This is a genomic window from Acidisphaera rubrifaciens HS-AP3, from assembly GCF_000964365.1.
Taxonomy (GTDB): Bacteria; Pseudomonadota; Alphaproteobacteria; order Acetobacterales; family Acetobacteraceae; genus Acidisphaera; species Acidisphaera rubrifaciens.
On sequence record NZ_BANB01000220.1, the window covers coordinates 1 to 21,031 of the forward strand.

Annotated in this window: 18 protein-coding genes; 16 read left to right on the plus strand and 2 right to left on the minus strand. The window is 71.0% G+C overall.

Going from position 1 to position 21,031, the window contains the following annotated elements; all coding sequences use genetic code 11:
* The 7 genes from B8460_RS07605 to B8460_RS07635 all read left to right on the plus strand — a co-directional run.
* Positions 1-488 (plus strand): winged helix-turn-helix transcriptional regulator (locus tag B8460_RS07605; protein ID WP_048860985.1); only part of this gene is annotated, 488 nt, incomplete at its 5' end.
* 154 nt (positions 489-642) lie between these two features.
* Positions 643-1,857 carry a CaiB/BaiF CoA transferase family protein gene (locus B8460_RS07610; RefSeq protein ID WP_048860986.1) on the plus strand — a complete coding sequence of 405 codons (1,215 nt, stop codon included), beginning with the start codon at positions 643-645 and terminating at the stop codon, positions 1,855-1,857.
* Positions 1,854-3,080 carry an ABC transporter substrate-binding protein gene (locus tag B8460_RS07615; RefSeq protein WP_048860987.1) on the plus strand — a complete coding sequence of 409 codons (1,227 nt, stop codon included), beginning with the start codon at positions 1,854-1,856 and terminating at the stop codon, positions 3,078-3,080. Before B8460_RS07610 ends, B8460_RS07615 begins: the two co-directional genes overlap by 4 nt.
* Positions 3,081-3,126: 46 nt before the next feature.
* Complete coding sequence (locus B8460_RS07620) at positions 3,127-3,912, plus strand: short-chain dehydrogenase/reductase (RefSeq protein WP_048860988.1); 786 nt, start codon at positions 3,127-3,129, stop codon at positions 3,910-3,912.
* Positions 3,913-4,039: 127 nt separating this feature from the next.
* Positions 4,040-4,969, plus strand: a complete 930-nt coding sequence (locus tag B8460_RS07625) for a LysR substrate-binding domain-containing protein (RefSeq protein ID WP_048860989.1) — start codon at positions 4,040-4,042, stop codon at positions 4,967-4,969.
* A 147-nt stretch (positions 4,970-5,116) separates the two neighbouring features.
* Positions 5,117-6,814, plus strand: coding sequence for a pyrroloquinoline quinone-dependent dehydrogenase (locus tag B8460_RS07630; RefSeq protein ID WP_084623315.1), 1,698 nt, complete (start codon positions 5,117-5,119; stop codon positions 6,812-6,814).
* A gap of 84 nt (positions 6,815-6,898) precedes the next feature.
* The gene (locus tag B8460_RS07635; protein WP_048860990.1) at positions 6,899-7,255 is read left to right on the plus strand and encodes a c-type cytochrome; all 357 of its coding nucleotides are present in this window, start codon (positions 6,899-6,901) and stop codon (positions 7,253-7,255) included.
* Between the two features lie 15 nt (positions 7,256-7,270).
* Here the strand turns inward: B8460_RS07635 and B8460_RS07640 are convergent, their stop codons facing one another.
* Both B8460_RS07640 and B8460_RS07645 read right to left on the minus strand, forming a co-directional pair.
* Positions 7,271-8,044, minus strand: a complete 774-nt coding sequence (locus B8460_RS07640) for a cyclase family protein (RefSeq protein WP_048860991.1) — start codon at positions 8,042-8,044, stop codon at positions 7,271-7,273.
* A 26-nt stretch (positions 8,045-8,070) separates the two neighbouring features.
* Positions 8,071-8,937, minus strand: a complete 867-nt coding sequence (locus B8460_RS07645) for an alpha/beta fold hydrolase (RefSeq protein ID WP_048860992.1) — start codon at positions 8,935-8,937, stop codon at positions 8,071-8,073.
* A 252-nt stretch (positions 8,938-9,189) separates the two neighbouring features.
* Here B8460_RS07645 and B8460_RS07650 point away from each other — a divergent pair, with 252 nt between their 5' ends.
* The 9 genes from B8460_RS07650 to B8460_RS07685 all read left to right on the plus strand — a co-directional run bounded on the left by B8460_RS07650 (position 9,190) and on the right by B8460_RS07685 (position 20,940).
* Positions 9,190-10,065: a beta-1,6-N-acetylglucosaminyltransferase gene (locus B8460_RS07650; protein ID WP_048860993.1), complete on the plus strand. Its 876-nt coding sequence runs from the start codon at positions 9,190-9,192 to the stop codon at positions 10,063-10,065.
* Between the two features lie 202 nt (positions 10,066-10,267).
* Positions 10,268-11,443, plus strand: a complete 1,176-nt coding sequence (locus B8460_RS07655; protein ID WP_158322746.1) for a DegT/DnrJ/EryC1/StrS family aminotransferase — start codon at positions 10,268-10,270, stop codon at positions 11,441-11,443.
* A gap of 24 nt (positions 11,444-11,467) precedes the next feature.
* On the plus strand, positions 11,468-13,189 hold the full coding sequence (locus B8460_RS07660) for a discoidin domain-containing protein (RefSeq protein WP_158322748.1): 1,722 nt from the start codon (positions 11,468-11,470) through the stop codon (positions 13,187-13,189).
* Positions 13,186-14,382, plus strand: a complete 1,197-nt coding sequence (locus tag B8460_RS07665; RefSeq protein ID WP_048860995.1) for an FkbM family methyltransferase — start codon at positions 13,186-13,188, stop codon at positions 14,380-14,382. The genes B8460_RS07660 and B8460_RS07665 overlap by 4 nt, the downstream gene beginning before the upstream one ends.
* Positions 14,379-15,203: a class I SAM-dependent methyltransferase gene (locus B8460_RS07670; protein ID WP_048860996.1), complete on the plus strand. Its 825-nt coding sequence runs from the start codon at positions 14,379-14,381 to the stop codon at positions 15,201-15,203. Before B8460_RS07665 ends, B8460_RS07670 begins: the two co-directional genes overlap by 4 nt.
* Positions 15,196-16,581, plus strand: coding sequence for a hypothetical protein (locus B8460_RS21745; protein ID WP_048860997.1), 1,386 nt, complete (start codon positions 15,196-15,198; stop codon positions 16,579-16,581). The genes B8460_RS07670 and B8460_RS21745 overlap by 8 nt, the downstream gene beginning before the upstream one ends.
* Complete coding sequence (locus B8460_RS07675) at positions 16,578-18,494, plus strand: glycosyltransferase family 2 protein (RefSeq protein WP_158322750.1); 1,917 nt, start codon at positions 16,578-16,580, stop codon at positions 18,492-18,494. Before B8460_RS21745 ends, B8460_RS07675 begins: the two co-directional genes overlap by 4 nt.
* On the plus strand, positions 18,494-19,834 hold the full coding sequence (locus B8460_RS07680; RefSeq protein WP_048860999.1) for a glycosyltransferase: 1,341 nt from the start codon (positions 18,494-18,496) through the stop codon (positions 19,832-19,834). Before B8460_RS07675 ends, B8460_RS07680 begins: the two co-directional genes overlap by 1 nt.
* Positions 19,831-20,940, plus strand: coding sequence for a hypothetical protein (locus B8460_RS07685; protein WP_048861000.1), 1,110 nt, complete (start codon positions 19,831-19,833; stop codon positions 20,938-20,940). Before B8460_RS07680 ends, B8460_RS07685 begins: the two co-directional genes overlap by 4 nt.
* Positions 20,941-21,031 lie beyond the last annotated feature (91 nt).

A 21,031-nucleotide genomic window follows, 5' to 3' on the forward strand; every position in this document is an offset into this window, starting at 1 on the left:
GGGCGGGCGACGCGGCGGCGTTCGAGCGGGGGCGGCCGTCATCGGTCGCGCGCGCGCTGGCCGCCGTGGGCGACCGGTGGAGCTTTCTCGTGCTGCGCGAGGCGTTTTTCGGCGTGCGGCGGTTCGATGCGCTGCTCGACGGGCTCGGCATCGCGCCGAACGTGCTGGCCGACCGGCTGGCGCGGCTGGTGGCCGAGGGGCTGCTGGCGCGGGCACCGGACGCGGCGGGGGCGGCGCGTCACGAGTACCGGCTGACGGCGATGGGGCGCGCGCTTTATCTGCCGATGATCCACATGCTGCGCTGGGGCGACCGGTGGCTCGCGCCGGACGGGCCGCCGCTGATCCTCACGCATCGGAGCTGCGGCTGCGATTTCGTGCCGCTGCTGGTCTGCGACGGGTGCGGCGCGCCGCTGCACGCGCACGACATGCGCTATCGGCTGCGTTACCCGAACCCGCGTCCGGAGGCGCCGCCCGCCCTGCTGGACTGAGCGGCGTCATGCCTGTTCGTTCATGGCGGCAGCCGCAAATACTATTACCGCGCCGTCCGCGCGCCCCCTAGCGTCGCCCCGGACAGACGACGCCGGCGCACGGCGCGACGGGAGGGACGATGCGGCGACGCTTCGAGCGGATGAGGATGCGCGCATGAGCCTGCCGCTCGCGGGCGTGCGCGTGCTCGATCTGACGCGGGCGCTGGCGGGGCCGTTCGCCACCATGACGCTCGCCGACCTGGGCTGCGAGGTGGTCAAGGTCGAGCCGGCGGGCGGCGACATGACGCGCGGCTGGGGGCCGTTCGACGCGGACGGGGAGAGCCTGTATTTCCAGAGCACCAACCGGGGCAAGCGCAGCATCGCGATTGACCTGCGCGACGCGCGGGGGCGGGCGCTGCTGCACGACATGGCGCTGCGCGCGGACGTGCTGGTGGAGAACTTCCGCCCCGGCGTGCTGCACGAGTTGGGGCTCGACTATCCGGCGCTCTCGGCGCGCAATCCCGGGCTGATCGTGGCGAGCATCAGCGGCTATGGCCGTGGCGGCCCGTATGAGGACTGGCCCGGCTTCGATCAGATCGCGCAGGGCATGTCGGGGCTGATGAGCCTGAACGGCGACGCGGCGACGGGGCCGCTGCGCGTGGGCATCCCGATCGGCGATCTGGTGGCCGGCCTGTGGCTGACCATCGGCGTGGTGGCGGCGCTGGCGGAGCGGGCGCGCACCGGGCGCGGGCGGCTGGTGGAGACGTCGCTGCTGGGCGGGCTGACCGGGCTGATGACGTTTCAGGCGCAACGGTATCTCTCGCTCGGCGAGGTGCCGGCGGCGCAGGGCAACGACCATCCGCTGATCTGCCCCTATGGCGTGTTCGAGGCGGCGGACGGCCCGTTCAACATCGCCGCCGCGACCGAGGCGATGTGGCAGACGCTGTGCCGCGTGCTGGATCGGCCGGAACTGCTGGAAAATCCAGACTATGCCGACAACGCCGCGCGGATGCGCAACCGCGGCGCCCTGCGCGAGGCGCTGTGCGAGGCGATGCGCGACCGCACGCGGGCGGAGCTGACGCGCACGCTGATCGCGGCAGGGGTGCCGGCGGGGCCGATCCTGCGCATGGACGAGGTGTTCACCGATCCGCACGTGCTGGCGAGCGGGCTGGTGGCCGAGATCGCGCGGGCCGGGCGGGCGCCGCTGCGTCAGGCGGCGATGCCGGTGCGGTTCGGCCCCGATGCCGCGCCGGACCAAGCGGTGCCGCCGCCGGCGCTGGGCGGGGACACGCGGGCGGTGCTGGCCGGGTTCGGCTTCGACGCCGACGCGGTGGGCGCGCTGCTCGCCGCCGGGGTGGTGCGCGCGCCGGCAGGGGGGACGCGGACATGAATACAGGCGAGGGCCTGACGCGGCGGCGGCTGCTGGGCGCCGCCGGGACGGCGGCGCTGTTGCCGGCGGTGATCCGTCCGGCGCGGGCGGCGACGCCGGTGCGGATCGGCGTGCTGAACGATCAGTCCGGCCTGTATGCCGATCTGGGCGGACCGGGCTCCGTCGTCGCGGCGCATATGGCGGTGGCGGATGCGGGCGGGTCGGTCGCCGGGCGGCCGGTGGAGATCCTGGTCGGCGACCATCAGAACAAGGCCGATATCGGCGCGGCGATCGCGCGCAAATGGTTCGACGTGGACGCGGCGGGCATGGCGATCGGCTTCGACAATTCCTCCGTGGCACTGGCGGTGGAGCGCGTCGCGGCCGAGCATGACCGGGTCGCGATCGGCACGGCGGTGGGGTCGGTTGATTTCACCGGACGCGACTGCACGCCGACCGCCGCATCCTGGCTGTATGACAGCTACGCGCTGACCACCAGCCTCGCGCAGGCGCTGGTCGCGGCGGGGCGGGATACGTGGTTCTTCGTCACCGTTGATTACGCCTTCGGTCATTCGATGGAGCATGACGCGCGGGCGGCGGTGATCGCGCATGGCGGGCGCGTGCTGGGCAGCGTGCGCCATCCGCTGGGCACGGCGGATTTCAGCTCCTACCTGGTGCAGGCGCAGGCGTCGGGGGCGAAGGTGGTGGCGTTCGCCAATGGCGGCGGCGACCTGATCAACGCGATGAAGCAGGCGGCGGAGTTCGGCCTGCCGCAGTCCGGCGTGACGATGGCGGCGATGCTGCTGTTCGTCAGCGACGTGCACAGCCTCGGCCTGCACGCGGCGCAGGGGCTGACCTTCGTCACCGCCTTCTACTGGGACCGCGATCCGGCGGCGCGGGCGTGGTCGGAGCGGTTCATGAAGCGGTTCGGCCGGATGCCGACGATGGCGCAGGCGGGCGTCTATTCCGCGACGCGGCATTACCTGCGCGCGCTGGCCGCCGGACCCGACGATGGCGGGCGTGCGGTGATGGCGCGGATGCGGGCGGCGGCGGTGGACGATTTCTATGTCCATGACGGGACGATCCGCGCGGACGGGCGGCTGATGCATCCGATGTATCTGATGCAGGTCAAGACGCCGCAGGAGTCGAAGGGACCGTGGGACTACTATAGGCTGCGCGCGACGATACCGGCGGACCGGGCGTTCCGGCCGCTGTCGGCGAGCGACTGCCCATTGGTGCGCGGCTGACCGGGCGCGGCCATCATCGACACAACGACGGACGGAGAGCGAGAGCATGGACCTTGGCCTGCGCGGCAAGCGCGCCCTGGTGACGGGCGCGAGCAAGGGGATCGGCCGGGCGACGGCGGAGGTGCTGGCCGGGGAGGGCTGCGGCCTCGTGCTCGCCGCGCGCGGGCGCGAGACGCTGGAGGCGCTGGCGGCGTCGCTGCGGGCGGCGCACCCGGGCCTGCCGGTCGATATCCATGTCTGCGACCTGTCGCGCACGGCGGAACAGGACGCGCTGTGCGCCGCGTGGCCGGACGTGGACATCTTGGTCAACAACGCCGGGGCGAACCCGCCGGGCACGCTGGATGCGATCGACGACGCGACGTGGCGGGCGGCGTGGGAGCTGAAGGTGTTCGGCTTCATCAACGTCACGCGCGGGCTGCATGCGCGCATGGCGGCGCGCGGGCGGGGGGTGATCGTCAACATCATCGGCGCGGCCGGGGAGCGGATGAACGCCGGCTATATCGTCGGCAGCACGGGCAACGCCGCGCTGATGGCGTTCAGCCGCGCCCTGGGCGCCGCGGCCCCGGACCGCGGCATACGGGTGGTCGGCATCAATCCGGGGCTGGTCGCGACCGACCGGGCACAGATGCTGGTGCGCCGCTGGGCGGAGGCGGAGTTCGGCGATCCGGAGCGCTGGGCCGAGCTGCCGCAGGTCCGCGCGCTGCCGTTCGGCCGCATGGCCGAGGCGCGCGAGGTGGGCGAGCTGGCGGCGTTCCTGGCGTCCGACCGCGCCGGCTATATCAGCGGCACGGTGGTGACGATCGACGGCGGGGCGGTCAACCGGCACGGCTGAGGCTCCGGGGGCGGCTGGCTGGGTCGCCCCCCTGGGTCGCCCCCCTGGGTCGCCCCGCTGCACGGCGGTTGCGCGGGGCGCGGCGTGGGGTAGGGTCACCCCCGGGGCCTGCGCCCGGGGGACGCCGATGCTCGACCTGCGGCCGCTGCGCCACTTCATCAACATCGTCGATCTCGGCTCGCTGTCGCGGGCGGCGGAGTTCGCGGGGATCGCGCAGCCGGCGCTGAGCCATCAGGTGGCGGCGCTGGAGGCCGAGCTTGGCGTGCGTCTGCTGCACCGCACGCCGCAGGGCACGACGCCGACCGAGGCGGGGCGGACGCTGTACCGCTATGCCCGCGCGCTGCTGCGCCAGCTGGACGAGACGCGGCGCGCGGTGCGGGACGCGGACGGGGTGCTGTCCGGTCAGGTGTCGATCGGGCTGTCGGTGACGACGGCGGAGATATTGTGCGTGCCGCTGCTGGCGGCGCTGCGGCAGGCGCATCCGGCGATCCGGCCGGAGATCACGGCGCTGCCGAACCGGCTGGTGCGCGAATTGCTGGTCAACGGGCGGCTCGACATCGCGCTGCTGTTCGACCAGCCGACGGTCAAGGGCATCACGGCGGAGCGGCTGGCGGCCGAGGAGCAGTATTTCATCGTGGCCCCCGCCGCCGCGCGCGCCGCCGCGATGGCGCCGGTGCCGTTCGCCGAACTGGGTCGCCACGACCTGATCCTGCCGTGCCGGCCGCACGGCATACGGGTGGCGCTGGAGACGATCCTGCTGCGCGAGGGGATCGGCTATACGGTTGCCGTGGAAATCGACTCGCCGCCGAGCCTGCTGGAGGCGGTGGGCAGCGGCCTGGGCGCGAGCGTCATGCCGTGGGCGGCGCTGCACCGCCACGCGGCGTCCGGCCGGCTGTCCGTACATCCGTTCGAGGGCGGGCTGTCGCGGGAGGTAATGCTGTGCAGCAGCGACGCGAGCGCGCCGTCGGACGCGGCGGATGCGTGCCGCCGGCTGATCCAGGACGTGATCCGCGATCTGGTCGCGGGCGGCGCGTGGCGGGGGCTGCGGCTGCTGTAGCCGTGCCATGAGCAACAACGCATAGCGTCAAGCCTAACTCGTATTTCCCTATCGTATCATCGGCAGCTACGACTCGATCCCCGCGCCGGGCCGTGCGCGCGCGATGCGCGACGGAGGAAAACAAGGCGCGGTTGGGGAGGGTGTTTGATGCGGATGCGAAGACATCTCGGTCTGGCGCTCGGCGCGGCGGCGCTGCTGGCGCTCGGCCTCGGCGGGGCGCGGGCGGGCGACGGCGACTGGGCGAGCTATGGCCACGACCAGTCGAACACGCGCTTCAGCCCGCTCGATCAGATCAGCACGTCGAACGTCAAGGATTTGCGGGTCGCGTGGGCATTCCCGCTCGGCGTGCTGGAGGGGCAAGAATCGACGCCGCTGGTGATCGGCGACACGATGTACGTCACCTCGCCGCGCGGGCCGAAATACGTCTATGCGCTGGACGCGCGCGACGGCACGATCCGCTGGAAATACGCGCCGGAGATGCCGGCCGACGTGTCCGCCGCCGTCTGCTGCGGCTCGGTCAACCGCGGTGCCGCCTATGCCGACGGGCGGCTGTTCGTCAGCCGGCTCGACGGGTACCTGGTGGCGCTGGATGCCAAGACGGGCAAGCAGCTCTGGAAGACCAAGGTTTCCGACTACAAGAAGGGCGACGACATGACGTCGCCGCCGACCATCGTGAAGAACCTGGTGGTCACCGGCTATGCCGGCGGCGAATATGCGACGCGCGGGTCGATCACCGCGTTCGACCAGGCGACCGGCAAGGAAGTCTGGCGCACCTATACGACGCCCGCGCCGGGCGAGAAGGGCAGCGAGACCTGGCCGTCGACCGAGACGGCGCTGCATGGCGGCGGCGATGCGTGGCTGGTCGGCTCGTACGATCCGAAACTGAACCTGATCTACTACGGCACCAGCAACCCGGCGCCGTGGGCGGCGGGGCAGCGCGGGCCGGACAGCAGCAATTACGGGCGCAATACGAATCTGTACACCTCGTCCACGCTCGCGCTGGACGGCGATACCGGAAAGATCGTCTGGTACTACCAGCAGACGCCCTATGACGCCTGGGACTATGACGGGGTGAACGAAAAGGTGCTGGTCGATCTCACGGTCGACGGCAAGAGCGTGCCGGCGCTGATGACGGCCGACCGCAACGGGTATTTCTACGTCCTCGACCGGCGCAACGGCCATCTGCTGTCGGCCGATCCGTTCGTGCACATGACGTGGTCAAAGGGCATCGCCGAGGACGGACGGCCGATCGAGGTCGCGGGCCACCGGCCGATGATCGACAAATGGGCGCGCGACCTGTGCCCGAGCTTCTACGGCGGCAAGAACTTCCCGCCGACATCGTATGATCCGCAGACCAAGCTGAGCTACGTGCCGACGTTCAACCTGTGTATGGACGAGGTCGGGCATAAGGTGGCGGTGCCGCGCGAGGGGCTGTTCTATCTCGGGACGGAGTTCAACTGCTGCTATGCCGGTCCGGGCGGCAACGGGGGCGAGTTCATCGCCTGGGACCCGGTCGAGAAGAAGAAGGTCTGGGGCATCAAGGAGGACATGCCGTTCGTCGGCGGCGCGCTGAGCACCGCGGGCGGGCTGGTGTTCTACGGCAACATGCAGGGCGTGTTCAAAGCGGTGGATGCCAAGGACGGGCACGTGCTGTGGTCGTTCCCCACCGGGTCGGGCATCTCGCAGGGCGCGATCACCTATGAGGTGGACGGGCGGCAATATGTCGCCGCGCTGTCCGGTCGTCTGGTGGGACCGCCGGGCTTTGCCGGCGCGCTGGGGGCGAAGATTTCCGCCGCCGTGCCGGAAGGGGCGACGATGTTCGTCTTCGCCCTGCCGGCGAAGTAGGGCCGCGTCGTCCCGGGCAGCGGCGCGCCCCCCGCGTGCCGCTGCCCTCCTTTTTTCGTTCGTGTCAGATGCCGGGACGTTCGCATGCGACGACTCTGTTTTCCCGCCGCGCTGCTGCTGCCGGCGGCGATTCTGCTCGGCGCCGCCGAGGTGGTCCGCAACCCGTACGAGGGCAACGTCGCCGCCGCCGCCGCGGGTCATAAGCTGTTCAACGAGACCTGCGCCCATTGCCATGGGCCGGACGCGGTGACGGGTCTGCCGGAGCGCAACCTGCGGCATCTGCGGCTGCGCTACGGCGACGACATGGCGCAGGTGTTCCACACGACGGTCGAGAACGGGCGGCCCGACAAGGGCATGCCGACCTGGGGCGGCGCGCTGCCGGAGACGACGATCTGGAAGATCTATACCTGGCTGGAGACGGTGCAGGCGAGCGACGACTGACCGCGCCGGATCGTTTCAGTCGTCGAGGATCGCGACGGCGCGCGTCCACCCGGCCGACGCCGCGCGCAGCTTCACCGGGAAGCACGCCACCATGAAGCCGTCCGGCGGCAGCGTCTCCAGCGCGTGCAGCTTCTCCAGATGGCAGTAGCCGATATGCCGCCCGGCCTTGTGCCCCTCCCAGATCAGGGAGGCATCGCCGGTCTCCGAATAGCGGCGCGCGGTGTGGACGAAGGGCGCGTCCCAGCTCCACGCATCGGTGCCGGTGAGGCGCACGCCGCGTTCCAGCAGATACATCGTCGCCGCATACCCCATGCCGCAGCCGCTCGGCACGTAGTCGGGCGTGCCGTAGCGCGCCGCGGCGGCGGTGTTGACGAGCACGATCTCCAGCGGGCGCAAGGTGTGGCCGATGCGCGCGAGTTCGGCCGCGACGTCGTCGGGCGTCGCCACGTAGCCGTCCGGGAAGTGGCGGAAGTCGAGCTTCACGCCGGGCTGGAAGCACCAGTCGAGCGGCACCTCGTCGATGGTCCAGCTACGCTCGCCGTGGTTCATCGTCGGGTGGAAGTGCCAGGGCGCGTCGAGATGCGTGCCGTTATGGGTGGACAGGTCCACCTGCTCGACCGCCCAGCCCTGCCCGTCGGGCAGGTCCTCGGGCCGCAGCCCGGGGAAGTAGCCGGCGATCTGTGGCGCCGTCTGCGCATGCCCCGCGTAGGTGATGCGCGGGCCGGGGCCGAGATCGGCGGGCACGTCGTTTTCCAGCGCGACGGAGAGGTCGATGATGCGGCGCGGCATGGGGCAGTCCTCGGCGTGATCGCGGGTCAGGCGGCGGCGGTGTCGGAGGCGCTGTCGGGCGCGGGCCAGCGTCCGGCCTCGGCCTGGGCGATGAACTCGGCGAGCAGGGCGTTGAAGGCGGCCGGCTCCTCCAGGTTCAGGGTGTGGCCGGTCTGCGGCAGGATCGCGAGGCCGGCGCGCGGCAGGGTGCGCTTGAGGAACAGCGAGGGCAGCAGACAGGGCAGGTCCTCGTCGCCGCACATGATGAGCGCCGGGAGATCGACGCGGCGCAGCGCGTCCTCCAGCTCGTACAGCGATGGGCGTTGGCCCTGCACGCGGCGCATCGTGTTGGCGGCGCCGACATCGCTGTGGCAGGCGAGGCGGGCGATGAAGTCGCGCCAGCCGCGCGGGTCCTTGGCGCGGAAGGTCAGGCGGCCCGGCCCCGCGCCGTAGACATGGGCATGGGCGCGGGCGCCCACGCGCTCGAAGGCATCGGCCGTCTCCTGCGCGCCGGCGCGGAAGGCCGCCCGCTCCGACAAATCGCTGCCGTAGCCGGCGCCGGCGATGGTGAGCGAGCGGGCGCGGCCGGGATGGGTGATGCCGAAATGCACGGTCGCGTAGCCGCCCATCGACAGGCCGACGACGTGGGCGCGGTCGATGCCGAGTGCGTCGAGCACGGCGCGCGCGTCGTCCACGGCGATCGCCTGGCTGTAGCGGTCGGGGTCCGCCGGGATGTCGGAGGGCGGATAGCCGCGCGCCGAATAGGCGATGCAGCGGTGGCGGCGGCTGAAGAAGCGCATCTGCGGCTCCCACGCCGCGTAGCTGCCGGCGAATTCGTGGATGAACAGGATGGGTGTGCCGCCGCCCGCTTCCTCCACATAGAGCCGCGTGCCGTCCGCCGCGCTGACATACATGCCGTGCCGTCCCCATGCCGTGACGCGGCAAGTCTGCGCCGGCATGCGGCGGGGCGGAAGTGCGTCGGGCCAGGGTTGCGCATGCAACGCGGCGGCGCGCGGCGCGCTGTTGCTGGACCCGTCCGCTTTGCGCAACGCGACGATGTGCGCATATGAGGATGCAACGGGAAGTCACCGCGCGCCGCCGGCTGCACGCGCGGGTCGCGACGGAGGGATCTTGCTGTACGCCGCTCGTTCGCACTGCACCGCAGCATGAGGCTCGCTGCGCTGGTGCTCGGCTATCGCGCGCCGCAGGTGCTCGCCGCGGCGCTGCCGGTCCTGGAGCGGGCCGGGTTCGACGTTTTCCTGCATGTCGACGCCAAGGCCGACCTAGGCGCGTATCTGCGCGCGCTGGGGCCGGCGGGGGCGGTGTGTCAGGTGACATCCGACCGGGTGGGGGTGTTCTGGGGCGGGTTCTCGATGATGCGCGCGGAACTGGCGCTGCTGCAGGCGGCCTATCGCCGGCAGCGCTATGACCGGCTGGTGCTGCTGTCCGATGATTGTTTCCCGCTGCTCGGCCCGGTTGCGCTGCGCCGTTTTATGACAGACGACATCGAGCGCATCTCGTTGCGGCGTCTCGAGGCGGGTGATCCGTTCCTGGCACGCTACCAGGGGTTTTACTGCTTTGATCACGAGGCTTTGACATTGCTGCCGCGGCCGATCGAGGCGTCGGCGCTGGACACGGACGCGGTCGACCTGATCGCGGGCGCGGCGGCGCTGATGAAGCGGGGCAAGAAGCCGATCCCGATTTTCTATGCCTCGCAATGGTGGGCGCTGACCGGGGTCGCGGCCGACCGGGTGCTGGAGGTCTGGCGGTCCGATGCGTGGCTGGTGGACTCGTTCCGCTATGCCGCCGTGCCCGACGAGATCATGATTTCGACAATTATCGGCAATTTCGCGGCCGATCGGCCCGTCTGCAACAGCCCGGTGCTGGTGGACTGGAGCCGCGAACCACGCCCCTATGTGTTCGCCGGGCCGACCGAGGCGGCGGCGATCGCGGAGCCGCATCACGCTTTCGCGCGCAAGCTGCGGGCCGACGCGGGGCCCGATTTATTGGCGTGGCAAGCGCGTTTGCTGGCCGCCGGCTGACTCAAGCGGGCGGTCGGATGCCGCCGGCGGGGGGCGGGACACGGGGTACCCCGTACGACCTAGTCTTATACCCCGTTCGGCCTACGTCTGATTCACAGTTGTATAACTCCAACGTGGTTTTTACGTTCTGCTGATGGTTGTAGGCACCGGTGTCGGTGCTCCCCACCGGACGCTGAACCGCCACACGGAGTGCGCCGTCGTCATGCCGATACCCTTTCTGCGTCCTACGCCCTGCCGGTTGAGCGGGTTGGCGGACGGGCTGCGGGAGATCGAGGACTCCGGCACGTTTTCCAATTTCGGCCCGGTGAATACCCGGTTCGAGGCGCGGCTGCTGGCCGAGCGCTTCGAGGGCACCGGCAGCGTCCTGACCGTCAACAACGCGACCATCGGCCTGATGATGGCGATACGCGCGGCGGTCGGCGCCGATCCGTCCGGCACACGCCGGTATGCGTTGATGCCATCCTTCACCTTTGCCGCCACCGCCCATGCGGCGATCTGGTGCGGCCTGACGCCGCTGTTCTGCGACATCGATCCCGACACCTGGATGCCGTGCCTGGAGTCGCTGGAGCGGCTGCTGCACCTGTATCGCGACCAGATCGCGGTGATGGTCCCCTGCGCCACCTTCGGCGCCAATCTCGACCTCAGGGCCTATGCGCGGCTGTCGGCGCAGTGGGGCATCCCGGTGGTGGTCGACGCGGCCGCCTCGCTCGGCGCGCTCGATCCGGACGGGCGGCCTTTCGCCGCCGGGGCGCCGTTCCCGGTGGTGTTCTCGATGCACGCGACCAAGACCTTCGCGGTCGGCGAGGGCGGGTTCGTCTATGCCGACGATCCGGCGCTGGTCGCCACGCTGCGCGAGATGGCCAATTTCGGCTTCGGCCAGCCGCGCAGCGCGACGATGCTGGGCATCAACGGCAAGCTGAGCGAGGTGATGGCGCTGCTCGCGCTCGCCAAGCTCGATGAGTTTGACGCGGTCTTGCAGCGTCGCGGGCAGCTGGAGGCGCTGTATCGCGCGCAGTTGCCGGGCTGGACGTTCCAGGCGGCGACCGGGCTGCGCCACGCGGCGCCCTTTGTCGCGGTGCTGCCGCCCGCGCATGTGGCGCGCACCACCGCGCGCGAGGCGCTGTCGCGCCGGGAGATCGGATCGGGCGCCTATTTCAGTCCGCATCTTGCCGAGCAGCCGTATTTTCAGTCGACCGCGGTCGCCGGCGCGTTGCGCCACACCGCGGCGGTCGCGCGGCGCATCGTCGCCTTGCCGATCGCCGACACGATGACGGAGGCCGAAGTGGCCGAGGTCTGTGACGTGCTGCACGCGGTCGAGGCGGCGGCGCCAACGCGCGGCATGCGGCCGGCGGCGGCGCTCGCGGGCGCAGTGAATTAGCGATTGGTGGCGAAAATGGGAACGTTGAAACAACGTTGGCTTGAGCGTCTGCGGCGGATGCGGCAGGAGCCGGCCGAATGGGACGCGCCGCCTGTCGAGGCGGCCGGGGCGGGTGCCCCGGAGGCGGCGCCGTATGGTGCCGTGCGGGTCGAGCCGATTTTGGTCGAGCCCGCGGTGATCGAGGAAGTCCGGGTCGGCGAGATGCGCGAGCCGGCGTTCGCCGCGCCCGCCGAGATGGCGGCGCCGCACGTGGTCGCCTATGCCGCGGCGGACGCCGACGCCGACGCCGACGCGGAGGTCGAGGGCGCGGCCGATGCCGACGCTGATGCCGACACTGACATCGGTGGCGAGGTGGCTGCGCGGCCGGCGGAGCCGCCGCCGACGCCGCGCTATGCGGTGCTGTTCATCACCTATGTCTGGGACGATTTCGTGGAGCGCCGGTATCAGGCGCTGTGCCAGCGGGTGGGCGCGGGGGACGTGTACGTGTTCCTCGACGTCAGCCACGGCGATCCCGGGCCGGTGAATCACCCGCGCGTCCTGCGCGTGTCCGACGACATGCTGGTGGCGCTTGGTCTCGCGCCGCTCGGGATGCGGTCGGTCGTATGGCACAACGGCGACTATCCGATGTACTACCTGTTCCGTAACGCGCCGCGATACGACTACTACGTGCGCGTCGAGTACGACGCCGCGATCAACACCGATGTCGACGCGCTGCTGGCGCAGGCGGCAGCCGAAGGGCTGGATTACATCGCCGAGCCGATCGATGAAGGCACGGCGCCGTGGTATTGGTCGGCGACCTGCGCCGATCATTACAAGCCGCACGAGCTGCAGCCGGATTTCATCGCGGTATCCGTCTATTCGGCCGCCGCCGTGGCGCATCTGTTCGACGCGCGCCGCCGCCATACCCTTGCCTATGACGCCGAGCGTCCGACCGCCTGGCCGCTGTCGGAAGGTTTCGTCGGGTCGGAGATGCGGCGCAGCGGGTTGCGGCTCGGCGCCTTCTCCAGCTTCGGCGGCGTCGATCACTTCAAGCCCTGGCCGCCGGTGCGCGAGACGGAGCTGTCGGACGGGCTGGACGCGGTGGTGGTGCATCCCGTGCTCGACGGCGCCCGTTACGCGCAGTCGCTGATCGAGGGTCATCCGACGCCCGAGGATGTCGTGCTCGAGGACGATGTCACCCTCGAGCGGTTGCGGGATTTCCCGGTCGGCACCTATGCGCCGGCGTTGCTGCGCCGGCTGTCCCAGCTGGGGCGCGAGGACGTGATCGACCAGCTGGTGCCGATCCTGTTCCCGACGCCGGAGACGTGGCCCGAGGTGTCGCGCGGCAAGCCGGCGCGGCAAAGCTCGCTGTCGCGATGGTCGGCGGGGGCGGACATCGCCGCCGATGCCGGGCGGGCGGTCAACGGACGCATCACCGGCGGCTATGCGTTCCACACGGAGTACGAGGACGATCCGTGGTGGATGGTCGATCTGCAGACGCTGTACGACCTGCGCGAGATACGCATCTACAACCGACTCGGGCATCGCGACCGCGCGGCGGGGGCAGTGATCGAGGTGTCGCGCGACGGGCGGGATTGGGAGCAGGTCCACCGGCAGGAACGTGCCGATGACTGGGGCGGCGCGGACGGCAATCCCCTGGTCGTCATGCTTCCCTCGGTCCGGGCACGCTACGTGCGGGTGACGCGGCCTGGCTACGGGTGTCTGCACCTGGATCAGGTGCAGGTGTTCGGAACGCACGTGGCATGACCGTCATGTCCGTATCGGTGGACGCGACGGATGGCTGGGTGTTCGACGGGCTGTTGCAGCGCGTCGGCACGGGGCCGCACGGCGTGCTGCTGGCCGACGGACAGGCGTGGGGCGCGCATGTCGCGCGGGTGCCGGCCGGCGCGCTGTTCATGCGGCGGGTGACGCTGACCGTCGCGCTGCGTTTCGAGGCGGCGGCGGCAGACGCGTGGGATCTCCGCTTCGAGGTGGCGCAGCCGGAGTTCGGCGCGCTGTTCACCCTGGCGCCCGACGGCACGCTGACGCGCGGCGCGCTGTGCGACGCGGCGTCGGTGGAGACGCGGGACGGCGGCTTCGTCGTCACCGCGCGCTTCATCGGCCGCGGGCAGAGCCTGACCGTCGGGTTCCGCCAGGGCGATGGCGATTATATGGGCGAGGGGCGGGCACTGGCGGCGCTGTCGCGGTTCGACCCGGCGACGGCGCCGGCGGATGACTGGCTGGACGAAGTGCCCGCGGCGGAGAAGCTGGTTCTGGTCGATGTCGGCGCGGCGGCGGGGTTGCAGCCCGCGTGGCTGCGTCATGCGCAGCACGTGGCCCCGGTGCTGTTCGAGCCCAACCCGGCCGAGGCTCGGGTGCTGCGCGCGCAGATTGGGCGCATGCCCGGCGGTCGCGTGATCGAACAGGGGCTGGCGCACCGGCCCGGCGCGCGCACGCTCCATGTCGCGCACTGGTTCGGCTGCACGTCGATGCGGCGGCCGAACACGGACGTCCTCGGCCAGTACCGCATCGCACCGTTGTTCGAGACGGTCGGCGAGGTAACGGTGGATTGCACCCGTTATGACCTGCTGCACGCCGCGGGCGCGGTGCCTGCCCCGGACGTGGTGAAGCTGGATGTCGAGGGCTTCGAGTACGAGGTGCTGCTCGGCTTCGGCGGATTGCTTGAAACATGTCTCGGTGTCGAGACCGAGGCGGCACATTATCCCGTCTATCAGGGCCAGGCCCTGCTGGGCGACATCGTAGAGTTGCTCGCGCGCTTCGGCCTCGTGCTTCGCCGGACGGAACCGGTGCCGGGCTTCGAGGGCGACGAGGTCATCGTGAACGCATTCTTCACCCGCAACCGCGCGGCGGTGGCGGCGCTTGAGCCAGCGCGGCGACGCAAGTTCGCCCGTCTGTGCGCCGTTTGGTCGCTCCCACCCTATCCGGACGTCACCCCATGAGTACGCACAACATGCAGAAACGCGACGAGAGCGGCGGGCGCGCCTATGACAGCACCCGGCTCTACGACGCGCTCGCCGGCGAATACGACGTCGGCTACGCGACGCCGAGCCATCGCCGCGCCTATGATCTCCTGGCCTGGGAACAGGCGGTGTCGCTGCTGCCGGCGCGTGCATGCACGGTGATCGATGCCGGCTGCGGTACCGGCCGCTGGGCGGAGATGCTGGTGCAGCGCGGCCATCGCGTGATCGGCATCGAGCAGTCGCCCGAGATGGTGCGTCAGATCGAGGCGCGCGCCCTGGGCGGGTCGTTCACCCTGTTGCGCGAGAGCATGGAGACGGTCGCGGTCGCGCCCAATTGCGCGGACGCGGTGTTCGCCATGGGGTCGGTGCAGTTCACCGCCGATCCGGCGCGGCAGATCGCGCGCTTCGCCTCGTGGGTGCGGCCGGGCGGCGTGCTCGTCGTGTATGTCGACTCGCTGGTGGCGCTGGTGCTGGAGCTGATGCGCCTCGGCAAGGTGGAAGAGGCGCTGTTGCGCCTGCGCACCGGCGTCGGCGTGTGGGAGACCAACGGGTGCAGCGCGCAGGTGCATCTCTACGATGCCGCGCGGCTGGCCGCCGACTTCCGTGCCGCCGGACTGACGGAGGTGCGGCCGCACGGGCTGCTTGTCTCCGCGAGCTCGATCGGCAGCGCCGGATGCACGCGCGCGATGCAGACCGATCCCGACATGTTCCTCGCGCTGCAACGCGAGCTGTCGGCGGACCCGCGGCTGGCCGATGTCGGCAAGCATCTCTTGATGTCCGGACGCCGCCCACGTGCGTAGCGACGCGCCCCCGGTCAGCGGTCCGCAGGTGTTCGGCACCGTCATCCTCGGCGGTGGGCCCGGCGGCGTGGCGCTGCTGCTTGCGGCGCTGCGGCGGGGTGCCTTCGACGCGCTGCTCGACGACGGACTCGCGATCGTCGAGCGCGCGAGCGAGATCGGCCGTGGGGCGATCGGTGATTACGTCATCACCTCCGACAGCGGGGCGGAGACATTCATCGACTGTCTGCAGAACGCGACGGAGCCGATGCTGGCGGCGTTGCGGACGCATCCGGCGGCGCTGGACGTGGCGCGCTACATGCCGGGCGCGGTGCCGCTGCGCCTCGTCGGGCGGCTGATGCAGGTGATCGGCGACCGGCTGTCGGCGATCCTGATCGTGCGCGGCGCGGAACTGCTCACCGAGCATGCCGCGCTGCAGGTGAGACGCGCGCCGGACGGGCTGTGGCAGGTGGTGACCCGCGGGCTGGCGGGCGGCGGGCCGCGCGTGTTGCTGGCGCGCAACGTGGTGTTCTCGATGGGCGGCGAGCAGCCGATCGAGCGGCTGTGCCACGAGCGCGTGGGCGGGGCGCCGCTGCTGCCGCGCCATGCGGCGACGGTGGTGCAGTCCGGCATGCTGTTCCGCGCGCCGGGACGGGATGCGGTCGCCCGGCGGCTGCGCGGCATCGCGGCGCCGCGGGCAGTGGTGGTCGGCGGTTCGACCAGCGCGGTGGCGGCGGCCAATTTGTTGCTGACGCAACTGCCGGACGTGACCTTCGGTGCGGGCGGCGTAACGATCCTGCATCGCCGGCCGATGCGCGTCTTCTATGCGAGCGCCGAGGCGGCGCTGGCGGAGAATTATACCGAGTTCGGACCCGACGACATCTGCCCGCTGACGGGGCGCGTCTTCCGACTCGCCGGGCTGCGGCTCGACTCGCGCGAGTTGCTGATGCGCGCGCGCGGGCTCGGCGGGCGGCCGCCGGAGCCGCGGCTGCGGTTGCAGATGATGGGCGAGCTGTCGGAGGCGGAGATCGATACGATGCTCGGCGAGGCGGACCTGATCGTGGCGGCGCTCGGCTATCGGCCGCGGCTGGTCCCGTGTCTCGACATCGACGGCGCGCCGCTGGCGCTGCGCGGCAACACCGACGCGATGGTGCCGCTGGTCGACGACGCATGCCGGGTGGTCGACGGCGCGGGCGCGCCGTGGCCGGGCCTGTTCGCGCTCGGGCTCGCGAATGGTTTCGTGCCGTCCGGCACGTTCGGTGGCGAGGCGAGTTTCGTGGGCCAGGCCAACGGGCTGTGGCTCTGGCAGACGGACGTGGGCGGGATGGTTGTGGATCAGATCTGTGCGCGTCGCGGCGGCCCGCAGGGGCGGACGCGGCAAGCCGAAACGGAGGTAGCATGAGACGCGACGGTAGCGGCACGGTGTCGGTGGTGCAGCCGTCGGTGGTGCATCACATGCTGATCGACGTGGCGGCGGACCGTCCGTCCCGGCCGATGGCGGAGGTGGTGGCACTCGATGTCATGCAGGGCGCGGCCGGGCATGACGGCGGCGTGGGATATGTCGACTACTTCGGCTATCTGCCCTCCTGCCAGGCGTGGCTGCTGGTCGGGTGGAGCGGCGCGGACCGGCTGCGCCGACGCCACGCGGGCGAGGCGGTGACGATCTATTTCGAGGGCGGGCGGGTGCGCGGGCGGGCGACGTGCGCGTTCTTCAGCCGGCCCGACATCGCCGGACAGGGCGAGGGCGTGGTGCTGCTGGTGCGCTCGGCGCAGCGCGCGACCGGGCGGCTGCTGTCGGTCGAGATCGACGGCGGCGAGGGGCCGCAGCATTTCTATGCCAGCGAGTCGATCCAGCATCTGCGCGACGGCGAGCTGACGGCGCGCACGCGGGCGATCCTGCAGGACGCGTGGGCCGACGAGGGGCGACAGGGCATCGTCAACGCGCTCAACCGCGGCGCGTATGCCGGCGTCGATACGGTCGATGCGCTGACGGACGTGTTCCTCGCACTTGACGAGGTGATCGCCTGCCCGCCGGAGGGCGTGGCGCTGATCGGCTGGCTGCTGGCCAAGCCGGGCGCGCTCGACGAGGTGCGGCTGGTCTGCGACAACCGCTCCACGCCGATCGATTTTGAAGCCTGTGTCCGCGTCGAGCGGCGCGACGTGACCGACGCGGTGGGCCGTCCGCACGGCATCACCGACGCGCAATGCGGCTTCGTCGTGTATCTGCCGCACAGCGTGATCGAGGGCGAGACGGCGTATCTGGAAGTCGCGACGACGGGCGGGCAGGTAGGCTTCATGCGCCTGCCGCAGCCGCGTCTGCGCGGGACCGAGGCGATGCGGCGGATGCTGGGCTGCTTCACCCTGCGCTATGAGCAGCTCGAGGGCGCGTATGACCGGGTGATCGGCCCGGCGATCCGGTCGATCAACGCCGAGCGCCTGGCGCGACGGCCGGAGGTGCGCAGCATCGCCTTCGGCACCGAGGCGATCGAGCCGCGCGCGAGCGTTATCGTGCCGCTGTACGGCCGCATCGATTTCATGGAATACCAGCTGGCGCTGCTGAGCGGCACCGGCGCGCCGGCGGATGTGGAGTATATCTTCGTCCTGGACGATCCGGGCCGCACGGAGCAGACGGTGGCGCTGGCCGAGAGCGCGGCCGAGCGGTTCGGCATCCCGTTCCGCCTGCTGCTGCTGGAGCACAATGTCGGCTACGCGCCCGCCAACAACATCGGGCTCGCGCATGCGCGCGGCGAGTTCGTGTGCTTCCTCAATTCCGACGTGTTCACCGAGGACCCGCACTGGATCGAGCGGCTGATCGCGCGGCTGGAGGCGGACAGTTCCATCGGGCTGATCGGACCGCTGCTGACGTTCGAGGACGATACGATCCAGCATGACGGCATGAGCTACGAGGTCAAGCGCGACTTCGGCAACTGGCTGTTCCCGTTCCACGACAACAAGGGCTGGCGTCCGTCGGGCCTCGGCGTGCATCGCCCGATCGCCATCACGGGCGCCTGCATGGTGCTGCGCCGCAGCCTCGCGGAGCAGCTGGGCGGGTTCGACGAGGTGTACGCGATCGGCGATTTCGAGGATTCCGACCTGTGCCTGCGGGCGCGGGCGCTCGGTCTCGACTCGGCCGTGGATCGCGACGTGCGGATGTATCACCTGGAACGCAAGTCGCAGGAGGCCGCAGGGCATTCCTGGCGGATGAACCTGACGCTGTATAACGCGTGGGTGCATCAGCGTCGGTGGGGCGAGGCGCTGGCGGCAGCGCACGGCCTGCAGCCTGTCGGCATGCCGCGCGCGAAGGAGACCGTCTGATGGACTCGCTCGTCGATACGCATTTCATCGAGCAGGCCGCCGCCTCGCCGGCGCCCGGACGCCAGGGCGGTCCGCGCGTGCTGGTGTGCGCGCACGCGCATCCGCGCATCTCCAAGGGCGGGGCGGAGGTCGCGGCCTATGAGCTGTTCCGCCGCGTCGGCGCGGCGCCGGGGCACGAGGCGTTCCTGCTGGCCGGCGCGCGGGAGAATGCCTATGCCCGCTGCGGCAGCGCCATCACGCAGCCGTTCGCCGACAACGAGTTCATCTATTCGGTCGAGGATTTCGACTGGTTCAACTTCGCCAATCACGACCGGCGCTTTCCGGGCGCGCTGACCAGCCTGCTGCACCGGCTGTCGCCGGACATCGTGCATTTCCACCACTATGCGCATTTCGGCGTGGAGGCTTTCCTGCATGTGCGCCGCGCGCTGCCGAAGGCGCGCATCGTGGTGACGCTGCATGAGTTCCTGGCGATCTGCAACCATTCGGGGCAGATGGTGAAGCCCGACACCTTCGCGCTGTGCCGCCAGTCGTCTCCGGTCGCGTGCAGCAAGTGTTTCCCGTCGCGCGACGCGGCGGATTTCTTCCTGCGCAAGCGGTACGTGCAGCATTTCTTCCGCTTCGTCGATCACTTCATCTCGCCGAGCGCCTTCCTCGCGGAGCGCTATGCCGAGTGGGGCATCCCGCGCGAGAAGCTGTCGGTGATCGAGAACGTGACCGCGCTGCCGATGCCGCGCGCGGTTTCCGTCGCCCCGCCCGCGCCACGGCGCCCGGGCACGCCGTTGCGGGTCGGGTTCTTCGGCCAGATCTCGCGGCTGAAGGGCATCGACGTGCTGCTCGATGCGGCGGAGATCCTCGGCCGCGACGAGGACGCGCCGCCGGTGATGATCGAGATCAACGGCGACGACTCGTCGCAGACCGAGGCATTCCGCACGCGGTTCCGCGAGCGGATGGAGACGGCGGGGCCGAACGTGCGCCTCAACGGCCGCTATGACAGCGATCAGGTCGACGAGCTGATGGCGGGCGTCGATGTCATCGTGATGCCGTCGATCTGGTGGGAAAACGCGCCGGTCGTGATCCGCGAGGCGATCCGCAATCGCCGTCCGGTGATCTGTTCGGATATCGGCGGCATGCGCGAGAAGGTCGAGCACGGGCGCACCGGCCTGCATTTCCCGGTCGGCAACGCGCCGGCGCTGGCGGCCGTGCTCGCCGATCTGGCGCGCGCGCCGGAACGGCTCGTCGCGCTGGCCGAGGGGATGGACGCGGCGCAGGCCGAGGCGGAGACGCCGCTCGCGTCGCATCTGCGCCTGTATGAGGCGCTGGTGGAGGGTGCCAGCCTGTGACGATCCGTGGCTCCGTCGACACGGTCGCGTTCGACCGCGCGACCGGCTGGATAGCCGACGTGCATGGCCGCCCGCTGGCGGTGGAAGCAATACTCGACAACCAGATCATCGGGCAGGCGGTGGCGTCGCTGCCGCGGCTCGACCTGGCGGGCGCCGGACTCGCGTCCACCGACTGCGGCTACGAGGTCGCGTTCTACCGGCACATCGACCCGTGCTACCTGCCGTTCGTGTCGGTGCGCCTCGCGGGCAGCGACCTGGCGTTGCCGCGCACGAGCCTGACCGGCTTCATCGACGTGATGGCGCCGCTGTATGCGCGCTTCCCGGCGGCGGCGCGGTACCGCACGCTGCTGGGCGGCCTGTGGACGGACCGGTCCGACAGCCGCGCGGCGCTCGACGGCCGCGTCGCGATCGGCATCCTGCGCGCCGAGCTGGTGCCGTTGCTGGACTCCTTCATCGCGACCGGCCGGCTGGTGCTGCCGGGCGAGGGTGCCGGCTCGTCATCCGGCGCGGGCGGCTGGTCGGATGCCGGCGGCGGGCGGCGCGATCTGGCGCTGCTGCTGGCGCGCTGGCTGGACGAGGCGACGCTGCGGCTGCTGGCGGCGGTGCTGGAGGATCAGGCGGTCGTCATCCTGGAGGGCGCGGCCATGGCCGAGCCGGGATTCCGCCAAGCGGGCGAGGGCGATCTGCCGTCGCCGACGGAATGCCTCACGTTGCTGATGGTGGGCAGCGGCACCTCCGCCGTGCTGGAGACGGTGGGCGGCGCACACATGATGCCGGAGTTCTCGCAGGGCGGCACGTCGCGCTGGCTGATGACCGGGGCGGAGATCGGCGCCCAGCTCGCGACCACGCACGCGGCGCGGCTTGAGGAGACGGTGCTGGCGCCGGGAGATCTGGTCGTGCTGGCGCCGGGCGCGCTGTACCGGCTGCGTCCGCGGCACGAGCCCGACAGGGGCGGCCAGGATCGGTTGGGCCAAGAACGGGGCGAGGCGGGCAGCATTTCCGTCCTGCGCGCGCATGCGCTGCCGGCGCGGCTGGGGTCGCTGCGGGCCGGGCAGGGACGGTCGATCGTGCTCGACGCGCCGCTCGGCACGCGTATCTGGGCGTGATGGCGATCCGGACGCAGGTGACGGGCGGCAGCCGGGACTCAGGGCGCGGGAGCGGACCGGGCCGGCGGCTGGGACGGGGGCGGGGGCGGGG

Bases quoted from the DNA above. Each gene is read 5' to 3' on its own strand.
- B8460_RS07610 (WP_048860986.1), top strand. From the start codon at position 643: ATGAGCCTGCCGCTCGCGGGCGTGCGCGTGCTCGATCTGACGCGGGCG.
- B8460_RS07615 (WP_048860987.1), top strand. From the start codon at position 1,854: ATGAATACAGGCGAGGGCCTGACGCGGCGGCGGCTGCTGGGCGCCGCC.
- B8460_RS07620 (WP_048860988.1), top strand. From the start codon at position 3,127: ATGGACCTTGGCCTGCGCGGCAAGCGCGCCCTGGTGACGGGCGCGAGC.
- B8460_RS07625 (WP_048860989.1), top strand. From the start codon at position 4,040: ATGCTCGACCTGCGGCCGCTGCGCCACTTCATCAACATCGTCGATCTC.
- B8460_RS07630 (WP_084623315.1), top strand. From the start codon at position 5,117: ATGCGGATGCGAAGACATCTCGGTCTGGCGCTCGGCGCGGCGGCGCTG.
- B8460_RS07635 (WP_048860990.1), top strand. From the start codon at position 6,899: ATGCGACGACTCTGTTTTCCCGCCGCGCTGCTGCTGCCGGCGGCGATT.
- B8460_RS07640 (WP_048860991.1), bottom strand. From the start codon at position 8,044: ATGCCGCGCCGCATCATCGACCTCTCCGTCGCGCTGGAAAACGACGTG.
- B8460_RS07645 (WP_048860992.1), bottom strand. From the start codon at position 8,937: ATGTATGTCAGCGCGGCGGACGGCACGCGGCTCTATGTGGAGGAAGCG.
- B8460_RS07650 (WP_048860993.1), top strand. From the start codon at position 9,190: ATGAGGCTCGCTGCGCTGGTGCTCGGCTATCGCGCGCCGCAGGTGCTC.
- B8460_RS07655 (WP_158322746.1), top strand. From the start codon at position 10,268: ATGCCGATACCCTTTCTGCGTCCTACGCCCTGCCGGTTGAGCGGGTTG.
- B8460_RS07665 (WP_048860995.1), top strand. From the start codon at position 13,186: ATGACCGTCATGTCCGTATCGGTGGACGCGACGGATGGCTGGGTGTTC.
- B8460_RS07670 (WP_048860996.1), top strand. From the start codon at position 14,379: ATGAGTACGCACAACATGCAGAAACGCGACGAGAGCGGCGGGCGCGCC.
- B8460_RS07675 (WP_158322750.1), top strand. From the start codon at position 16,578: ATGAGACGCGACGGTAGCGGCACGGTGTCGGTGGTGCAGCCGTCGGTG.
- B8460_RS07680 (WP_048860999.1), top strand. From the start codon at position 18,494: ATGGACTCGCTCGTCGATACGCATTTCATCGAGCAGGCCGCCGCCTCG.